17 protein-coding genes are annotated in these 16,350 nt (G+C 69.5%); 3 read left to right on the top strand and 14 right to left on the bottom strand.

The window, feature by feature from the left end:
• Positions 1–100: 100 nt before the first annotated feature.
• Both ACFOYW_RS03920 and ACFOYW_RS03915 read right to left on the bottom strand, forming a co-directional pair.
• Entirely contained in the window at positions 101–415 is a 315-nt protein-coding gene (locus tag ACFOYW_RS03920; RefSeq protein WP_390227348.1) for a hypothetical protein, read from the bottom strand.
• Between the two features lie 16 nt (positions 416–431).
• Positions 432–950, bottom strand: a complete 519-nt coding sequence (locus ACFOYW_RS03915; protein WP_390227347.1) for a universal stress protein — start codon at positions 948–950, stop codon at positions 432–434.
• Positions 951–1,085: 135 nt separating this feature from the next.
• On the opposite strand from ACFOYW_RS03915, the gene ACFOYW_RS03910 reads away from it, so the two are divergent.
• A complete protein-coding gene (locus ACFOYW_RS03910) occupies positions 1,086–1,712 on the top strand; it encodes a chloramphenicol acetyltransferase (protein ID WP_390227346.1) in 627 nt (208 codons plus the stop codon).
• Positions 1,709–2,107 carry a RidA family protein gene (locus ACFOYW_RS03905; RefSeq protein ID WP_390227344.1) on the top strand — a complete coding sequence of 133 codons (399 nt, stop codon included), beginning with the start codon at positions 1,709–1,711 and terminating at the stop codon, positions 2,105–2,107. The genes ACFOYW_RS03910 and ACFOYW_RS03905 overlap by 4 nt, the downstream gene beginning before the upstream one ends.
• Before the next feature lies 1 nt (position 2,108).
• Here the strand turns inward: ACFOYW_RS03905 and ACFOYW_RS03900 are convergent, their stop codons facing one another.
• The 11 genes from ACFOYW_RS03900 to ACFOYW_RS03850 form a co-directional block, all read right to left on the bottom strand.
• Positions 2,109–3,668, bottom strand: coding sequence for an N-acyl-D-amino-acid deacylase family protein (locus tag ACFOYW_RS03900; protein ID WP_390227343.1), 1,560 nt, complete (start codon positions 3,666–3,668; stop codon positions 2,109–2,111).
• A gap of 64 nt (positions 3,669–3,732) precedes the next feature.
• Entirely contained in the window at positions 3,733–5,046 is a 1,314-nt protein-coding gene (locus ACFOYW_RS03895) for an amino acid aldolase (protein WP_390227341.1), read from the bottom strand.
• Complete coding sequence (locus tag ACFOYW_RS03890; protein WP_390227340.1) at positions 5,043–6,059, bottom strand: Gfo/Idh/MocA family protein; 1,017 nt, start codon at positions 6,057–6,059, stop codon at positions 5,043–5,045. Before ACFOYW_RS03890 ends, ACFOYW_RS03895 begins: the two co-directional genes overlap by 4 nt.
• On the bottom strand, positions 6,056–7,042 hold the full coding sequence (locus ACFOYW_RS03885; RefSeq protein ID WP_390227339.1) for a Gfo/Idh/MocA family protein: 987 nt from the start codon (positions 7,040–7,042) through the stop codon (positions 6,056–6,058). The genes ACFOYW_RS03890 and ACFOYW_RS03885 overlap by 4 nt, the downstream gene beginning before the upstream one ends.
• Positions 7,039–7,974, bottom strand: a complete 936-nt coding sequence (locus tag ACFOYW_RS03880; RefSeq protein WP_390227337.1) for an acyltransferase domain-containing protein — start codon at positions 7,972–7,974, stop codon at positions 7,039–7,041. Before ACFOYW_RS03880 ends, ACFOYW_RS03885 begins: the two co-directional genes overlap by 4 nt.
• Complete coding sequence (locus tag ACFOYW_RS03875) at positions 7,971–8,990, bottom strand: ABC transporter ATP-binding protein (protein ID WP_390227336.1); 1,020 nt, start codon at positions 8,988–8,990, stop codon at positions 7,971–7,973. Before ACFOYW_RS03875 ends, ACFOYW_RS03880 begins: the two co-directional genes overlap by 4 nt.
• Complete coding sequence (locus ACFOYW_RS03870) at positions 8,987–10,072, bottom strand: ABC transporter ATP-binding protein (RefSeq protein WP_390227335.1); 1,086 nt, start codon at positions 10,070–10,072, stop codon at positions 8,987–8,989. The genes ACFOYW_RS03875 and ACFOYW_RS03870 overlap by 4 nt, the downstream gene beginning before the upstream one ends.
• Positions 10,059–11,003, bottom strand: coding sequence for an ABC transporter permease (locus ACFOYW_RS03865; RefSeq protein ID WP_390227334.1), 945 nt, complete (start codon positions 11,001–11,003; stop codon positions 10,059–10,061). The genes ACFOYW_RS03870 and ACFOYW_RS03865 overlap by 14 nt, the downstream gene beginning before the upstream one ends.
• 3 nt (positions 11,004–11,006) lie before the next feature.
• The gene (locus tag ACFOYW_RS03860; protein WP_390227333.1) at positions 11,007–11,990 is read right to left on the bottom strand and encodes an ABC transporter permease; all 984 of its coding nucleotides are present in this window, start codon (positions 11,988–11,990) and stop codon (positions 11,007–11,009) included.
• A 13-nt stretch (positions 11,991–12,003) separates the two neighbouring features.
• Positions 12,004–13,662, bottom strand: coding sequence for an ABC transporter substrate-binding protein (locus ACFOYW_RS03855; RefSeq protein WP_390227332.1), 1,659 nt, complete (start codon positions 13,660–13,662; stop codon positions 12,004–12,006).
• A gap of 59 nt (positions 13,663–13,721) precedes the next feature.
• Complete coding sequence (locus tag ACFOYW_RS03850; RefSeq protein ID WP_390227331.1) at positions 13,722–14,879, bottom strand: ROK family transcriptional regulator; 1,158 nt, start codon at positions 14,877–14,879, stop codon at positions 13,722–13,724.
• Between the two features lie 174 nt (positions 14,880–15,053).
• Here ACFOYW_RS03850 and ACFOYW_RS03845 point away from each other — a divergent pair, with 174 nt between their 5' ends.
• On the top strand, positions 15,054–15,959 hold the full coding sequence (locus ACFOYW_RS03845; protein WP_390227330.1) for an ROK family protein: 906 nt from the start codon (positions 15,054–15,056) through the stop codon (positions 15,957–15,959).
• Positions 15,960–16,002: 43 nt separating this feature from the next.
• On the opposite strand, the gene ACFOYW_RS03840 is transcribed toward ACFOYW_RS03845, so the two are convergent.
• The gene (locus ACFOYW_RS03840) at positions 16,003–16,329 is read right to left on the bottom strand and encodes a DUF7882 family protein (RefSeq protein ID WP_390227329.1); all 327 of its coding nucleotides are present in this window, start codon (positions 16,327–16,329) and stop codon (positions 16,003–16,005) included.
• Positions 16,330–16,350: the final 21 nt, after the last annotated feature.

Below are 16,350 nucleotides of genomic sequence, written 5' to 3'. Positions count from 1 at the left end.
TGCCCGCCTTCATCGACCATTACAACCTAGACAGAGCCCACCTCGGCATCGAAGGCAAACCACCCATCGACCGAATCAACAACGGTCGAGGTCAGTACAGCTAGCGGCGATGGGCCTCGTAGAGGCGGCCGAGGGCCTGATCCCAGAGGTCGCCGGCGCCGCAGGGCACGCCCGCCTCGAGCGTCGGCCCCGAGAGCGCGACGAAGTGATGGCCGTCGAAGTGGATGTAGCCGACGGTCGAGCCGTCGATGAGGACTTCTGTCGTGTTGGCGTCGAGCTCGTGCACGAGCACCGGCACCTCGAGGATGTCGGCGGCGGCGAGGGTGTGGATCGGGATCCGCACCGTGAGCGCAACGAGCTCGCCGGGGCGGCGGGCGATGTGCGCGGCCATCGGGGCCGCGAGCTTGGTGGTCATGAGGTCCTCCTGGGGTTCACGATTGACCGGCCTGCGCGAGCGAATGCTCGGCTCGGGGCGCGGGGGCGGCGGCGGCCGCGCCGTGCAGGATGAGCACAGGGCACTTCGCGTACTCGGCGCACGCCTGGCTCACGGAGCCGAGCAGCAGACCGCCGAAGCCGCCGTGTCCGCGACTTCCCACGATGAGCAGCTCGGCGCCGCGGCTCTCATCGATCAGCACTCGGGCCGGCAGCCCCTCGACCACGAGCTGCGAATAGCTCGGCGGCAGCTCGTTGCCGAAGGCCGCCTCAGCCGCGGCGTCGAGGGTCGACTTGGCATCGAGGTCCGGGTACCAGCCGACAGGGAAGCCGCCGTAGCTCGCGGGCATGTGCCACGCCGTCACGGCGAGCAGGGCGGCATTCCGGTCGGCGGCGAAGCGCGCCCCTTCGCGCAGCGCGGCGACGGAGGCGGGCGAGCCGTCGACCCCGACGACGACCTTGCGGATTACGGATTCCCCATCGACGGGGTTCTGGTCGGAAGTGAGTATCTCGTTCATGGTCTTAGAGTGCGCGCGGGCGAGGCGGAGGGATCCGGGACTTAAGTCCCGAATTCGGTCGTGAGTGCGGCGCTCGTTCACGCGCGAGACACCGGCCCCGCCTAGCTTTCATGCAGCAGGCAACGAAGGGATGAGATGGGAACGCTAGCCGCGACGGGAACCGTGCATGAGGGTGCGACCGTGGTCGACAGTGTGCTGGGTCGGTACTCCGAAGTCGGAGAGGGGTCACGGGTCTCGAACGTCGAGCTCGGCGACTACAGCTACTGCGACCGGCTCTGCGATCTCGCGAACGTCACCGTCGGTAAATTCGCGAATATCGCGAGCTTCGTGCGCATCGGCGCGACCGACCACCCGCTGGACCGGGCGAGCCTGCACCACTTCATGTACCGCTCCGCCAAGTACTGGGAGGACGCGGAAGACGACGGCGCGTGGTTCGACAAGCGCCGATCGCGTCGCGCGACGATCGGGCATGACACCTGGATCGGGCACGGCGCGCAGATCAAGCCCGAGGTCGTCGTCGGGAACGGCGCGGTGATCGCCGCGGGGGCGATCGTCACGAAGGACGTGCCGCCGTACGCGATCGTCGCGGGCGTGCCGGCCCGAATCATCCGCTTCCGCCAGCCGCCGCAGGTGGTCGAGCGTCTCGAGCGCCTCGCCTGGTGGGACTGGGACCACGACACGCTGCGCGAGCGTCTCGACGACTTCCGCTCCCTCAGCGCCGAGGCGTTCCTCGATCGGTACGAGCCTACGATGGGGGCATGAGCTCGGAAGCCACCGCGAAGACCGCCGTCCGTACCGCCCGCGCACCGCAGCCCGCAGGCCCGTACAGCCAGGGGATCGAGGCGAACGGATTCCTGTACACGGCCGGCTTCGGTCCCCAGGACCCGGAAACCGGTGTCGTGCCGCAGACGATCGCCGAGCAGACGCGTCAGGTGCTGCGCAACGTCGGTGCGGTGCTCGCTGAGCGCGGCCTGACGCTCGACGACTGCGTCAAGACGACCGTGCATCTCGCCGATCTTTCCGACTTCGCCGAGTTCAATGACGCCTATCGCGAGTTCTTCTCCGAGCCGTACCCCGTGCGCACGACGGTCGGCTCGCAGCTCGCGAACATCCTTGTGGAGATCGACGTCGTGGCCGTGCTGCCCCAGGGCGTCTGACTCACCCGACCCGCGTGAGCGCGCGGCCCGGGGAGCCGTCTGCGAGCTCACCGCCCGCGAGCACCTGGTGGCCCGCGACGATGACGTCGTCGACGCCGACGGCCTCGTCGAGCGGCCGCTCATAGCTCGCCCGGTCGGCCACGCGCTCGGGGTCGACGACGGCGAGATCCGCGACCCAGCCCGCCGCGACGCGGCCCCGGCGCCCCAGGCCGAAGCGCTCCGCGGGTGCGGCCGACAGGTGGCGCACAGCATCCGACCAGCTCCACGTGGGCGTCTCGCGCACGAACTCGCGCAGGTAGCGGGCGAATGCTCCACGCGCCCGCGGGTGCGGGTGCACGCCGATGAAGATGCCGTCGGAACCGCCCATGTGCGCGAGGTGCGAGAAGACACGGGCGAGCTCGTCGCGCGACCGCTCGTGCTGCACGGCCATCACGACGTTCACCTCGAGGCGCGACTCCGCCAGCAGATCGAGCGCGAAGTCGATCGAGTCGAGGCCGGCGCTGGCGGCCGCATCCGCGAGGGTGAGACCGTGCGCCCACGCGTAGCTCGGGGCGGCCACGTGCGCGAGGGTGAGCATCGTCGGCCACTCGGGACCCAGGCTCGGGTTCTGCGACACCCGCGGGAACCAGTCGGCGCGCAGTCGGGCGCGCTCGCCGCGGTCGCTGATGACGTCGACGATCGTGTCGACCGGCAGCACCGCCAGCTCGGGCGGCAGCAGCGGCATTGTGAGCAGGCTGCAGCCACGGGAATAGGGGTAGGCGTCGAAGGTCGCGTCGACGCCCTCGCGTTCGAGCACGGCGAGCTGCTCCTCGACGATGTGCACCGGCGCGTGGAAGTGCGAGATGTGCACCCGCACCCCCGACGCCTGCGCGATGCGCACGATCTCGTCGACGCCGGTGCTGGAGTTGGCCTCGTACCCGCCGCGCATGTGCGTGACGTACACGCCTCCTGCTGCAGCGACCGGCGCGCAGAGTGCCGCGATCTCGTCGGCGCCGGCGAACATGCCCGGAACGTAGTCGAGCCCGGTCGACAGCCCGATCGCGCCCTCGTCGAGCGAGCGCTCCACGAGGGCGACCATGGCGGCGAGCCGCGTCGCGTCGGCGGGCGCCGCTGATCGCCCGCAGGCCTCCCAGCGCAGCGTGCCGCCCGGCACGAGGTAGGCGGTGTTGAGGCGCGAGCCGCGAGTGGCCGAGGCGAGCAGCTCCACGACACCGCCCCCCGCATAGCTCGGGTGGGGGCCGTCGATCGCGGCGAAGTACTCGCTGGCGTAGCGACCGTCGCCGGGGGCGTACGAGACCCCGTCCTGCCCGACGATCGCGGTCGTCACGCCCTGCCGCAGCAGCGCGCGCTGAACGGACGCGTCGCCGACGAGACCATCGATGTGCGAGTGCGCGTCGATCAACCCGGGAAGGACGAAGCGCCCGCGGCAGTCGATCACGCGATCGTCAGGAGAGGCGTCGATCGTGCCGACGTCGCTGATCGTGTCGCCGGTGATCGCGACATCCGCCGGCCGGTGCTGCTGTCCGTCGACGACGGTCCCGCCGCGAAGCACGAGTCGCATCCGATTCCTTTCCTGCGGTCTGCGCCACTCGCGGCGTCGCGAGCTGCGCGTCAAAAGCTGTGCGTCAGAAGAAGGTGCGAACCAACTCGACCACGAGATCGGAGCCCGCGCCCTCGATCACGGGCAGATAGTGCCACTTGTCGAAGGTGGTGCACGGATGCGAGAGGCCGAGCGCGACGACCGCGCCGAGCGCGACGTCGCGGGAGCCGAGCGCGAGATAGCTGTGCTGGTCGTTCATCGCCCGGATCGTTGCGTCATCGAGTGCTTCCCACGGCGCGTCGAGGTCGGCAGCGGTGCGGCGTGGAATCGGAAGCCCCTCGTCGAACGGGAAGTCCCGCTTGCCGCCGTCGAGCAGGGCGAGCCCCGCTTCCGGGTGCGAGACGACGCGGCCGATTCCGACCATGGCGGAATGCAGGCGATCGGATGCCTCGCCGCCGGCCTCGGCGCCTCCAACCGCGTCTGCGACTGCGGCCGCAGCCTCGTCGAGCGGTGAGATGCCTCGGTAGAAGCCGTCGTCGTGCACGAGATAGGCGCCCGAGCGGAGCGTCCAGAGCGTGTCCGGCTCGGCGGCGATCGCATCGCGATAGACCTCGGCGACGAGGTCGAAATACGCGCTGCCGCCCGCCGTCACGTAGACATCGCCCTCGTCGTCGTAGTCGGCGGCGATTGCGCTGTGCAGCTCGAGCTGCGCTTCGAGGTAGCCGCGGATCGCGTCGAGCGACGCTCCCGATCGGTCGTGCCCGAGGCTGCCCTCGTACCCGGCGACGCCGGCGAGCCGCACGACGTCCGATGCGGCGATGCGCTGCGCGACGGCGCGCGCGTCGGCAACGGAGCGGGCGCCCGTGCGGCCGCCCGCGGCGCCGAGCTCGACGCACACGTCTACCCGGCGCGGCGTGCCTGCGGCGCGCAGTCCGTGCTCCATCGCCTCGACCGTGGCGACGGAATCCGCCCAGCACACGAATCGGAAGCGGGGGTCCGCGAGCTCGCGCGCGAGATAGCCCAGCGACCGCTCGTCGACGGCGGCATTCGCGAGCATGATCGAGTCGAGCCCGAAGCTGCGCGCGGTGCGCACCTGGCCCATCGTCGCCAGCGTGATGCCGATGCTGCCGGCGTCGAGCTGCCGCTGCCACAGGGCCGGTGCCATCGTCGTCTTGCCGTGGGGCATGAGCACGAGGCCGTGGGCGGCGCTCCAGGCGCCCATGAGCTGTGCGTTGTGGCGCAGCGCCGTGTCGTCGAGCACGACGAGCGGGGTCCAGAACTCCGACAGTCGCGGCCCGGTCGCGAGGAATTCGGCCACAGTCAGCCCGATCGCGCGCTCGGGCAGCCCCTTGTCGCGGGCCGACAGGCGCTCGTCCGCCAGTTCCGCCAGCCGCATCATTCGGCCGCGCCGACCGTCACGGGCTGCCCGGTCGCGATGGACTCGTACGCGGCGAGCACCACGTCGAGCGCACGCAGCCCGTCGCGCCCGCTCGGGGTCGGCTGCCGGTCTGCCGCGATCGCGGAGATGAACTCGTCGAGCATCGCCGCGTCGAGGTCGGTGCCGTGCGGCACCCAGATCGGCGAGCGGTCGGCCTCGGCGAAGCCGTCGAGGTGCTCGGCGAACGGCGCAAGTTCGGCCGTACCCGTCTCGGTGATGAGACGCATGGTCAGGCCGCCCCAGGTGGGGTAGTGCTCGGGAACCGACCAGCTGCAGTCGATCACCGCAGTGAGGCCGTTCGCGTAGCGGATGGAGACGAGGCCGGCCGTCTCCGCCTCGCGCTGCGGGTGAAGCATCCGATTCGCGACGGCGAAGACCTCGCTCGCGTCGACTTCCGGAAACAAGCCGAAGATCAGATCGGCCACGTGCACGGTGTGGTCGGCGACGGCGCCCCCGCCCGCCAGCGCTGGGTCGGTGAACCAGGCGCGCGCGGTCGGCAGGCGGCCGTTGTTGGCGCCGCTGATGCTGAGCACCGCGCCGAGATCGCCGGCCTGCACCCGATGGGCCAGCCGCGCGTATTGCGGGGTGAAGCGCACGGGGAACGCCGTCATGAGCCAGACGCCGGCCTTCTCGCACGCGTCGATGATGCGCAGCGCGTCCGCTCGGGTGGTGGCGAGCGGTTTCTCGCAGAGCACGTGCGCTCCGGCCGCCGCGGCGCGCACGGCGTCGTCGGCATGGCGTGCGTTCTCGGACGTCACGACCACCGCGTCCGGGCGCCACGCGAGCAGCTCGTCGATCGTGTCGACGTACCCGATGCCGATCTGCTCGGCGAGCTCGCGGCCGCCCGACTCGCCGGCCGCCCGCGTGGTGTGCCCGGGGTCGGTGGCGATGCATTCGACGTCGGGGCGATCGCGCAGGATCGCGGCGTACGCGGCGGCGTGGGTGTGCGCGAACGAGATGATGCCGATCTTCACTGCACGTCCTCCAGAGCGATCTGGCACCCCTCGGTGAGCGAGCGGTTCACCGCCGCCGCGATGCGCACGGCCTCGACGCCGTCCTGGGCGGACACGCGAGCCGGGCCGCCCTCGCGAACCGCACGGGCGAAGTCCGCGAGTTCGGCGGTGTACGGGCTCGCTGCGGTGGCGCCCGGGTCGACGGGCGGAAGATAGCTCGGACCCGCCGTCTCGGAGCGCCCGCGGTAGTCGAGGACGGGGTAGCGCAGCGAGTCGTGCTCGATGAGGCCCCCGGGCCCGGCGACCGAGAACCCCGTGTGGAACTCCAGCGAGCTGTCGCCCCACACTCCGTTGACGTGCGAGATCGCGCCCGAGCGGTGCTGCAGAATCGCCTGCACCGTCGTCGTGGTCGTCATCTCGTCGCCCGCCTGCGTGGCGTAGACGGCGGCGACATCGCCCGCGATCCAGCGCGCCTGGTCGAAGTCGTGGATCATCTGGTCCATCGCGATTCCGCCCGACCGCGCGCGGTCGAGGTACCAGGGATTCCTCGGCTTGGCGCCGATGCGGAAGAACCGCAGCACCGCCGGGTCGCCGACGCGGCCGCTCGCCACGGCGTCGTGCAGGCGGCTGTATGCGGGGAAGTACCGCACGACATGGGCGGGGAACAGGCGCACTCCCGCGCGTTCGCACGCCGCCGCCATCGCCGCGCTGTCGGCCACCGTGAGCGCGAGCGGCTTCTCGCTCACGACGTGCTTGCCGGCCGCGGCGGCGCGCTCGGTCAGCTCGCGGTGCGCCTCGGTCGGCGTGGCCACGTCGACGAGATCGGCCGCATCGAGCAGCTCGTCGAGCGAGTCGACGACGCGGCCGCCGAAGCGCTCGGTCAGCGCCGGCGCGCGCCCGTCGAGCGAGTGGACGACCACCTCGTGGCCGAGCGAGAGCCAGCCCGGCAGGTGCAGCTGGGCGATTCCGCCCGCACCCAGCAGGCCGATGACGGATGCCTTCACTCGAGTTCCCCGACCTTGGCGTGAGCCGCCGACGCATCCGAGTCCCGGAACGGCGCCTGTGGCGTTGTTCCGCTCCACAGCGCCCAGTGGCCGCCGGCGTCGATCTTGTCGAGGATCGCCCGCTGCAGGGACGTGTTGCGGGGCAGCGCAGCGTGGTCGACGTCACCGCGCCGGCGGAAGACGAAGAAGATCGCGTCGCCATCGCCGGAGCCGAGTTCGCGGTCGAGGGTCCAGCGCTGCTGGAACCGGACCATGTTGGAGTCGGGCTTCAGCACGTCGGCCAGTTGCGGGTCGAGCAGCCACGAACCGCAGTGGAAGGACTGCGTGGGGTAGTCGGGGAAGTGCTCGGCGAAGAAGGCCGCGGCCTGCCGGAACGCATCATCGACCGCGGCGGGCGTCAGCGGCCCCGACTCGGGGATATGAGTCGACAGCATCCATTCGTCCCCGTGTCGCACGATGTTGAACTGCAGCCGGCCGAGCCAGTACAGGTTTCCGGTGAACGCGGTCGCGAGCCACCGGTAGGTGTGCACGCCGAACGCACCGTAGGTGCGCCGGTGCACCCAGGTCTGCTGGCCGAGATCGGCGAGCGAGTGGTCTGAGATCTCGGCGCTGATGCCGCGGGAACGATGGAATGCGCGCACGTCATCACCGGCCGCGATGAGGGCGAGCATCGCCACCACCCCGATGCCTCGCCAGTCGCTGTCTGCCGCCGGGTGGTCGAGTGGGTCGATCTCCTCGCCGATTCGGCCGACCGACTCGCGCAGACGCTCGACGAGCAGCGCGATGTCGGCGAGCTTCTCGTCGTCGTCGAGCGCCGCCGCGATCGCCAGCGCGACGTCGGCGCAGTCGTCGTCATGGAAACCGAGGGCCCGGAGGGCGCGCTCCTCAGCCGCGGCGGACAGGCGCGCGGACACCTCGACCAAGGTGATCACGCGGCCGCGCCCAGGGTCTCGGACTCCTCGCCGCGGCCCGCGTTCTCGGCCGCGACGTGGCACGCGACGGTGTGCCCCGGTTGCAGCTCGAGCAGGGGCGGCGTGACGACACGGCAGACGTCCTTCGCGAGCGGGCAGCGGGCCGCGAACCGGCAGCCGGGCTTCGGGTCGATGACCTTCGGGGGCTCGCCCGCGGCCTGTTCCGCCGTGACGGTCAGCTTGGCGCGCGGGTCCGGCACGGCGGCCACCAGCAGCTGGGTGTACGGATGCTGCGGCGCCTGCAGCACCTCTTCCACCGGCCCCGACTCGACGACGCGCCCGGCGTACATCACCATCATCCGGTCGGCGACGTAGCGTGCGCTCGCGATGTCGTGGGTGATGTAGAGGAGGGAGACGTGCTCGTCGTCGCGCAGCTTCGCCATCACGTTGAGCAGGCCGATGCGGATGGAGATGTCGAGCATGGACACGGGCTCGTCGGCGAGGATCACCTTCGGCCGGTATGCGAGCGCCTGCGCGAAGCCGACGCGCTGGCGCTGGCCACCCGACATCTCATACGGATACTTCTCGAGCGACTCGCGCGCCGGGTTCAGCCCGACGACCTCGGTGACGCGCTCCGCCTCGGCGCGGCGCCCCTCGGCGTCGAGGTCGCCGCGGTGCAGCTTGAGGCCGCGCAGGATCCCGTGCGACACGGGGTACGACGGGTTGAGCGAGCTGAACGGGTCCTGGAAGACCATGGGCACAGCGGCACGGTAGCGCATCTGGTCCGCGCGGGTCTTGAGCTGTGAGAGCGGCGTGCCCTCGAAGAGGATGTCGCCCGAGCTCGGTTTGTACACCTGCGCGAGCAGACGCGCGATCGTCGACTTCCCGCTCCCGCTCTCGCCGACCAGCGCCACGATCTCGGATTCGTTGATCACGAAGTTCGCGTCGTCGACGGCGTGCAGGTCGTGCCGGTTGGCGAATCCGCCGACGCGGAACACGCGCGTCAGGTCTCTGGTCTCGAGAATCGGCGTGCTCACAGCGCACTCTCCTTCCGCTGATCGGCGTTCGATGGGACGGATGCCGGGGGCTGGTGGTCGGGCGAATACAGCAAGCATCGCGCCAGCACGCCGTCGACGTCGTACAGCGCGGGCTCGTGCTCCTTGCAGTCCGCATACGCGACGGGGCAGCGGGGCTCATAACGGCAGCCCTTCGGCATCGCCGAGAGCGCCGGGGGCGACCCGGGAATGCCGACCAACGGCACCTTCGGCCCGCGGATCGACGGGAAGGCGTCGAGCAGCCCCTTCGAGTACGGGTGGGCGGGCGCGTCGAACACGGTGCGCGTCTCGCCGAACTCGACTTCGCGACCCGCGTACATGACGAGCAGCCGGTCGGAGAAGTGGCTGACGAGCGACATGTCGTGGGTGACGAAGAGCACGGCGAAGCCGAGCTTGCGTTGCAGTTCCTTGATCTGCAGCATCAGCGAGCGCTGCGCCACGACGTCGAGCGCCGAGGTCGGTTCGTCCATGATGATCAGCTCGGGGGTGAACAGCAGCGCCATCGCGATCATCGCGCGCTGGCGCATGCCGCCGGACAGCTGATGCGGGTAGCTCTCGAGGTGGATCTTGTCGATGCCGACGAGCGCGAGCACCTCCTCGGAGCGGCGGCGGATCTCGCGCTTGTCGCGCACGCCGTGCGCCTTCATGGTGTCGGCGTACTGCGCGCCGATCCGCTTCACCGGGTTGAGCGCGTTCATCGCCGACTGCATCACCACCGACAGGTTCCGCCACCGCACGGGTGCCAGCTGCTTGTCGTTCATGGCGACCAGGTTCTGGCCGCGGAAGATGACATCGCCGCTCGCGATGCGCGCCGGCGAGCTGAGCAGCTGCGCGATGCCGAACAGCATGGTCGACTTGCCGCAGCCGGATTCGCCGACGACGGCGACGAACTCGCCGCGCTTCACCGTCAGATCGACATTGTCGACGGCGGCGACCGAACCCGACGGGGTGTCGTAGACGACGGTGAGCCCGCGGACTTCGAGAAGCGGCGCCGTGCCGGGGGCTTCGGACCAAGCATCCGCCGCCGCAGTCATCGTGTCGTGCGCGCCGTTAGTTACCGCCACGGTTCCTCCTCTGTCGACGCACCGGCCGCAGGGCCGGGTTCGAGATCTCGTCGAACGCGTAGTTGAGCAGTGCGAATGCCGCGCCGAGCAGCGCGATGCACAGGCCCGGCGCGACGACCCACCAGGACTGCCCGGTCTGCAGGGCCTCGGCCGACTGAGCCCAGTGCAGCATCGTTCCCCAGCTGACCGAGCTCGGGCTGCCGAGGCCGATGAACTGCAGGCCGGCGGCCGTGAGCACCGCGTAGAGCGCGGCACCGAGGAAGTTCGCGGCGATCAACGAGATCATCGTGGGCAGGATCTCGAAGTTGACGATGTAGAACCACCCCTCGCCGCGGACTCGCGCCGATTCGAGGAAGTCGCGTCTGCGCAGTGACAGCGCCTGGGCGCGCAGCTGGCGGGCTCCGTATGACCAGCCGGTTATGACGAGGACCCCCACGATGACCGCCAGGTTGCCGCCGTTCGCGTACGCGGCGATGACGATGATGAGCGGGAAGGCCGGGATCACGAGGAAGACGTCGATGAGGAGCGACAGCAGGTCGTCGGCGAGGCCGCCGAGGTAGGCGGCCGCGACCCCGATGAGGACCGACAGGACGCTCGCGAGGGCACCTGCGATGACGGCGACGACCAGGGTCTGCCTCGTGCCCCACACGAGCTGCGCCCAGATGTCCTGGCCGTACGACGTCGTGCCGAGCAGGTGGGCGCCGCTCGGCGGCAGGCTCAGGGCGAAGGCGCGCGCGTTCGGGTTCTTCACCGGTGTGAACAGGTTCGGGAGGATCGCCGCGATCAGGAAGATCAGCAGCAGCACGGCACCGGCGAATGCCTTGCCGTTGCCGCGGATCGCGCGCCACAGCGCCATGCCTGCGCCCTTGCGGCGCGGTCGCGGCTCGACCTTCGGCTGGATGGCTGCGTCGGCAGCACTGAATGAGGTCATGGCCTAGCCCTCCGTCCGGGCGCGCGGATCGAGCAGAACGGTGAGGAAGTCGCAGATCAGGATCGCCACCAGCACGGTCACGGTGATCATGACGAACATCGCCTGCATCAGCGGGTAGTCCTCGTTGTCGACCGCCTGCAGCAGCATGTAGCCGATGCCGGGGTAGTTGAAGGTGTACTCGACGAGGATCGACCCGGAGACGACGAAGCCGAGTGACATCGCGAAGCCGGCCAGGTTCGGCAGCACGGCGTTACGCGCGGCGTACCCGTACATGATGCTCGTGTTCGACAGGCCCTTCGCGCGTGCCATGCGGATGTAGTCGTCAGCGAGGATCGTGACGACGTTGTTGCGCATGGTGAGGATCCAGCCGCCGATCGAGATGATCAGGATCGTCACCGCCGGCAGGATCGCATGGCTCAGGATGCTGCCGATGAAGCCGGCGTTGAACCCGGGGATCATCGTCACGTCGAACGCGCCGTCGTTGGGCAGCAGGTTGAGCGTGACCGAGAAGCCGAGCACGAGCAGCAGGCCGACCCAGAAGAACGGCAGCGCGCCGGTGATGACGAAGACCGGCGGCAGCAGGCTGTCGAGCACGCCGCCGCGGCGCCATCCGGCCACGAGGCCGATCAGCGTGCCCGCGACGAAGGCGATGATCGTCGTCACGCCGACGAGCCCGAGCGTCCAGGGGAGTGCCTGGGCGAGCACCGTGCCGACCGACTGGGGGAAGAAGGTCAGCGAGGTGCCGAAGTGGCCGGTGAGCGTGTTGCCGAGGTAGTCGACGTACTGCACGATCAGCGGCTTCTGCGTGTTGATGCCGAAGGCGGCCTCAAGCGCTTTCAGCGCAGCGGGGTTCACCCTGCCGCGGAACCGCGCCATCATCGCTTCGGCCGGGTTGCCCGGCATGAGGCGTGGAATGAAGAAATTGACCGTCAACGCCACCCACAGTGTGATGACGAAGAGAACAAGTCGTCTCAGAACGTATCTCATGCCGGGCCCTCGACTACTTGGACTTCAGGCCCAGCAGCAGCTGTTCGTTGTCGGGCGTGTTGTACGGCGCGGGCAGTGCATAGGGGTCGGACGGCGTCGGCCAGCCGGTGAAGTCCTTGGTGTTGTACTGGAACCAGCTCACCTGCTCCGTCGTGGGAATGACGGGCACCTGGGTCAGCATCACCTTCTGCAGCTGATCGACGATGTTGTGCTGCTCGGACGTCGATGCGCTCGCGTACTGGTCGATCAGCGCGTCGACGCTCGGGTCGGAGAACCGCATGTAGTTCGTCGAGGCGTTCTTGCCGAGCGGTGCCGTGTTACCGCTGTAGAGCATCTGGCGCAGCTCGTAGTACGGCGTCGGGCCGCCGGTCTCGGCGATGTACGCCAGGTCGAAGTCACCCTGGTAGATCCGCGAGTCGTAGGTCTGGCCCGCGAGGTCTTCCACCGTGAGGTCGACGTTCACCTTTGCGAGCTCCTGCTTGATCTCGCCGAGCGAGGCGTCCCAGTCGGTGTAGCCGCTGACGCTGATCACCGTGAGCTTGAGCGGATGACTGGCGGAGTACCCCGCGTCGGACAGCAGCTGCTGCGCCTTGGCGACGTTCTGCGTGTAGTCGTACTGCTTGGTGAGGGCGGTGTCGAGCCATGAGCTGAACGTCGGGCTGACGACGCCCGTCTGGTTCGCGGCCGGCTCCTGCCCGTCTTCGCCGACCTTGGAGATGTCGTCGCGGTTGAGCGCATAGGCGAGCGCCTGGCGCACGTCGACATTGCTGGTCACCGGGTGCTTCAGGTTGAACGCCAGGTCGACGTTGGCGACGGGCGGCGACCAGTAGTGGTTGTTCGTCTTGTCGCGTGCGACGTAGTACTTGTCGATGCTCGGGATGAACTGGCCACCCCACTGCGCCTTGCCGTTGGCGAGGTCCTGGTTGGCGGGGGAGTTGTCGGTGTACGACGGGTAGTTGACGGTCTTGATGGCTGGCTTGCCGGACTGCCAGTAGGACGAGTTCGCCGTGTACTGGATGTTCTGGGGCGTGCAGCTTGCGACCTTGTACGGGCCCGTTCCGATGGGCTTCGAGTTGGCGAAGTTGACCGGGTTGCTGCCCACCGCGCTCGTCGACCAGATGTGCTGAGGGATGATCGGCGTCTGGTCGGCGATGTAGTAGAAGTAGGGCTGAGCCGCCGTCTTGAACTGGAACACCACCTGGTCCGAGCCCGACTGTGTGACGGATTCGAGGCCGGAGGACCAGATCGCGTTGAGGTCGAGACCCGAGTACTTCTTCAGCAGGTTGAAGGTGAACGCGACGTCGGCGGCCGAGAAGGGCTTGCCGTCGCTCCACTTGACGCCGTCGCGGATCGTGAAGGTCAGTGTCTTGTAGTCGTTGGACCACGCTGCGCTCTTGGCGAGCATCGGCGTCTGCGCGGCGTTCTTCAGGGTGTCGACGTAGATCAGGGGCTCGTAGGTGAAGCCGAACGCCTCTTGGCTGACGGCGGGGTTGAAGGGGTTGAACCCGCAGGTCCACGTAGCGCCGCCCACGTTGGCGATCGCGAGCGCGGCATTGGAACCGGACCCCGACGAACCACCTGAGCTGCACCCGGCGATAACCATGGCGGTCGCGGCCAGAGTCGCGGCCGTGGCGCCGAGTCGGCGCCACCTGGATGTCTGAGATCTGTTCATTGCTGTGCCTTTCGCAGACGGGTTGCTAGACATCTTTGTCGAACATTGTTTCTACAAAGTTACGCGGAGATTCCCCAATTATCACGTGTATTATCGAAGACTGTTTCTCGCAGCCGCGCCAAGGCGTCGTCGAGCGCGCCCTGGCGCACCGAGTTGGCGTGGCCCGTGCCGGCTACGACCCGGAGTCGCAGGGCGAGCATGTCGTGCAGCCGGCGCTTCACCTCGTCGGCGAGGCGATCGCCGCCCGCGATGCCGAACTCCCCGCCCAGAATCACCAGCTCGGGGTCGACCACCGCGACGGGAGACACGAGCACGCTCGCGATGCGCTCGGCGAAACCTGACACGAAACCGTCGAGGCCCGCGTGGGGTCCCTCGGCGCGCTCGGCCTGTTCGAGCACGTCGACCGGGTCGTCTGTCGCGAGACCGTGCGCGCGAGCGAGTTCGAGGACGCCCGCGGTGGCGAGAAGGTCGCCGGCGAACGGGCCGCCCGGGCCCACCGGCACGAAGGTGAGCTCGCCGGCGCTGCCGTGGAAGCCGCGCTGCAGCCGGCCTTCGGTGATCGCGGCGATCGAGATGCCGTGCCCGAGCCAGAGCAGGAGGACGTCTTTGCACCCGACGGCCCGGCCGCGGATCGACTCATCGCTGAGCACGAGCTTCACGTCGTTCTCGACGGTCACGGGCACGCCCAGCGCGGACGAGAGGCGCTCGGCGACGTCGAATCCGGTCCACTCCGAGATGTGCTCGGCGTGGCTCAGCGTGCCGGTCTCGGGATCGACTGAGCCGCTGATGCCGACGGCGACCTGGCGCACATCGGCGGGGCGGATGCTCGCGCGCTCCGCGGTCTTGGCGAGCAGCGCGACCGCCACAGCGATGGGGTCCTGGCGGGGGCCTACGGGCACCTTGCCCTCCGCCAGCGGTGTGCCGGACAGATCCGCGATCACCGCGTCGATCCCCGAGTCGTCGACGTCGAGCCCCGCGGCGAACGCGGCCCGCTCGTTGATCGTCCACAGCTGGGCTTGCGGCCCGGGGCCACCGCGACGGTAGCCGGCGCGGCGAGCGAGATCGGATTCTTCGAGCCGGCGCAGCAGCTCGGCCGCTGCCGGGCGCGACACGCTGATCGCCTCTTCGAGGTCGTGCCGCGACAAGGGGCCCGACTCGAGCAGCGCGTAGAGCGCGGCCCGGTCGTTCAGCTTGCGAAGCGCGCTGGGACTTCCCACGGATTCCACCTCGTTCGGGGCACCGGATTGGCTTGAGGAGGAACGTAGCGCAGCCGCGGCGAATAGTCTAGGAAGTTCCCAGTTCGTTATCCGCCTCCGCCGGCCGGATAGCGTAGTCACCGGGCCCACGACGGAGATCTCCGCGCCACGACGAAAAGAAAAGAGGCATGCCTGGTGAACGTGATCGCTGCGGTCGAGACCGGTGGCACGAAGGTCTTCTGCGGCATCGCCTCAGCGGACGAGCCGCGAGAGCTTCTCCTCACCCGCAGGATCCCGACCACGACGCCGGACGAGACGATCGGCGCGATCAACGCATTCTTCGCGGAAGCCGGCGCGGAGCATCCGATCACCGCTCTCGGCGTCGCCTCCTTCGGGCCTGTCAACGTCGATCCGTCGCGCGAGCGGTGGGGCTGGGTCACCGGCACGCCGAAAGCGGGCTGGGCCGACACCGACCTCGTCGGGCGCATCGAGATCAGCCGCACGGTTCCGACGGTCATGATGGGCGACGTCGGCGGCGCGGCGCTCGGCGAGCAGACCTGGGGCGCGGGGGCCGGCCTCAGCCGCGTCGCGTACGCCACCATCGGCACGGGCGTCGGCGTCGGCGTCGCGCTCGACGGGGCGCTGCTGCACGGCAACGGCTACCCCGAGCTCGGTCACATCCTCGTGCGCCGTCACCCGCGCGACGACTACGCCGGCAACTGCCCGTTCCACGGCGACTGCATCGAGGGCCTCGCGGCGGGCCCCGCAGTGATCGGGCGCTGGGGTACCCCGACGAGCGAGCTCAGCGCAGAGCTCCTGGCCGAGGCGCGCGAGATCCTCGGGTTCTACATCGCCCAACTCGCGGCGACGACCGGCTACCTCGTCGGCGTCGACCGCTTCGTGGTCGGCGGCGGAGTGCTCAAGACCGACGGGCTGCTCGAGGAGATCCGGCGCCAGCTGCCGCTCGTGACCGGCGGCGCGGGTGTCGCGCACGCCGCGTCACTCGACGACGACGGATTCCTGACCCGGCCGGCCCTCGGCGACTACTCCGGGCTGCTCGGCGCGGTCGCGGCCGCGCGCACGCTGGTGGCCGCGGTCTGAGCGGTCCCTGCGATCGGCGCGCGGCGCCCGGCGCGCATCGCGCTCACGGTGCGGAGGACCCGCCCGCCTTCTGCAGGTAGTCGGCGGCCTCCTGCTCGCCGAGGGCGACCATGCCACGGATGCCGTGCGACGAGCGCGACAGCGCGTCGAGCCAGATGCGGCTCAGCTCAGGAGAGCGCGAGCCGCCGAACTGGAAACTGATCGGCACGTCGGGGGACAGCCAGAGGCTGACCCGACCCGCCCCCTCACCCGCGGGAATCTGCCAGTTGAGCAGGAATCCTTCGCGCAACCGCAGCTTCGCCGCGATCGCGACCTTCAAGTGTGCAAGCAGCCGGTCCTCGAACTCATATCGATTACCGGCGTACGTCATTACCCCCACGCAACACTCCGC

The organism is Gryllotalpicola reticulitermitis (assembly GCF_042651345.1).
Classification (GTDB): Bacteria; Actinomycetota; Actinomycetes; order Actinomycetales; family Microbacteriaceae; genus Gryllotalpicola; species Gryllotalpicola reticulitermitis.
This window is presented reverse-complemented; position numbering and strand designations above follow the sequence as displayed.

Excerpts from the sequence above, each read along its gene's own strand:
- ACFOYW_RS03920 (WP_390227348.1), bottom strand. The coding sequence starts at position 415 with ATGACCACCAAGCTCGCGGCCCCGATGGCCGCGCACATCGCCCGCCGC.
- ACFOYW_RS03915 (WP_390227347.1), bottom strand. The coding sequence starts at position 950 with ATGAACGAGATACTCACTTCCGACCAGAACCCCGTCGATGGGGAATCC.
- ACFOYW_RS03910 (WP_390227346.1), top strand. The coding sequence starts at position 1,086 with ATGGGAACGCTAGCCGCGACGGGAACCGTGCATGAGGGTGCGACCGTG.
- ACFOYW_RS03905 (WP_390227344.1), top strand. The coding sequence starts at position 1,709 with ATGAGCTCGGAAGCCACCGCGAAGACCGCCGTCCGTACCGCCCGCGCA.
- ACFOYW_RS03900 (WP_390227343.1), bottom strand. The coding sequence starts at position 3,668 with ATGCGACTCGTGCTTCGCGGCGGGACCGTCGTCGACGGACAGCAGCAC.
- ACFOYW_RS03895 (WP_390227341.1), bottom strand. The coding sequence starts at position 5,046 with ATGATGCGGCTGGCGGAACTGGCGGACGAGCGCCTGTCGGCCCGCGAC.
- ACFOYW_RS03865 (WP_390227334.1), bottom strand. The coding sequence starts at position 11,003 with ATGACCTCATTCAGTGCTGCCGACGCAGCCATCCAGCCGAAGGTCGAG.
- ACFOYW_RS03860 (WP_390227333.1), bottom strand. The coding sequence starts at position 11,990 with ATGAGATACGTTCTGAGACGACTTGTTCTCTTCGTCATCACACTGTGG.
- ACFOYW_RS03855 (WP_390227332.1), bottom strand. The coding sequence starts at position 13,662 with ATGAACAGATCTCAGACATCCAGGTGGCGCCGACTCGGCGCCACGGCC.
- ACFOYW_RS03840 (WP_390227329.1), bottom strand. The coding sequence starts at position 16,329 with ATGACGTACGCCGGTAATCGATATGAGTTCGAGGACCGGCTGCTTGCA.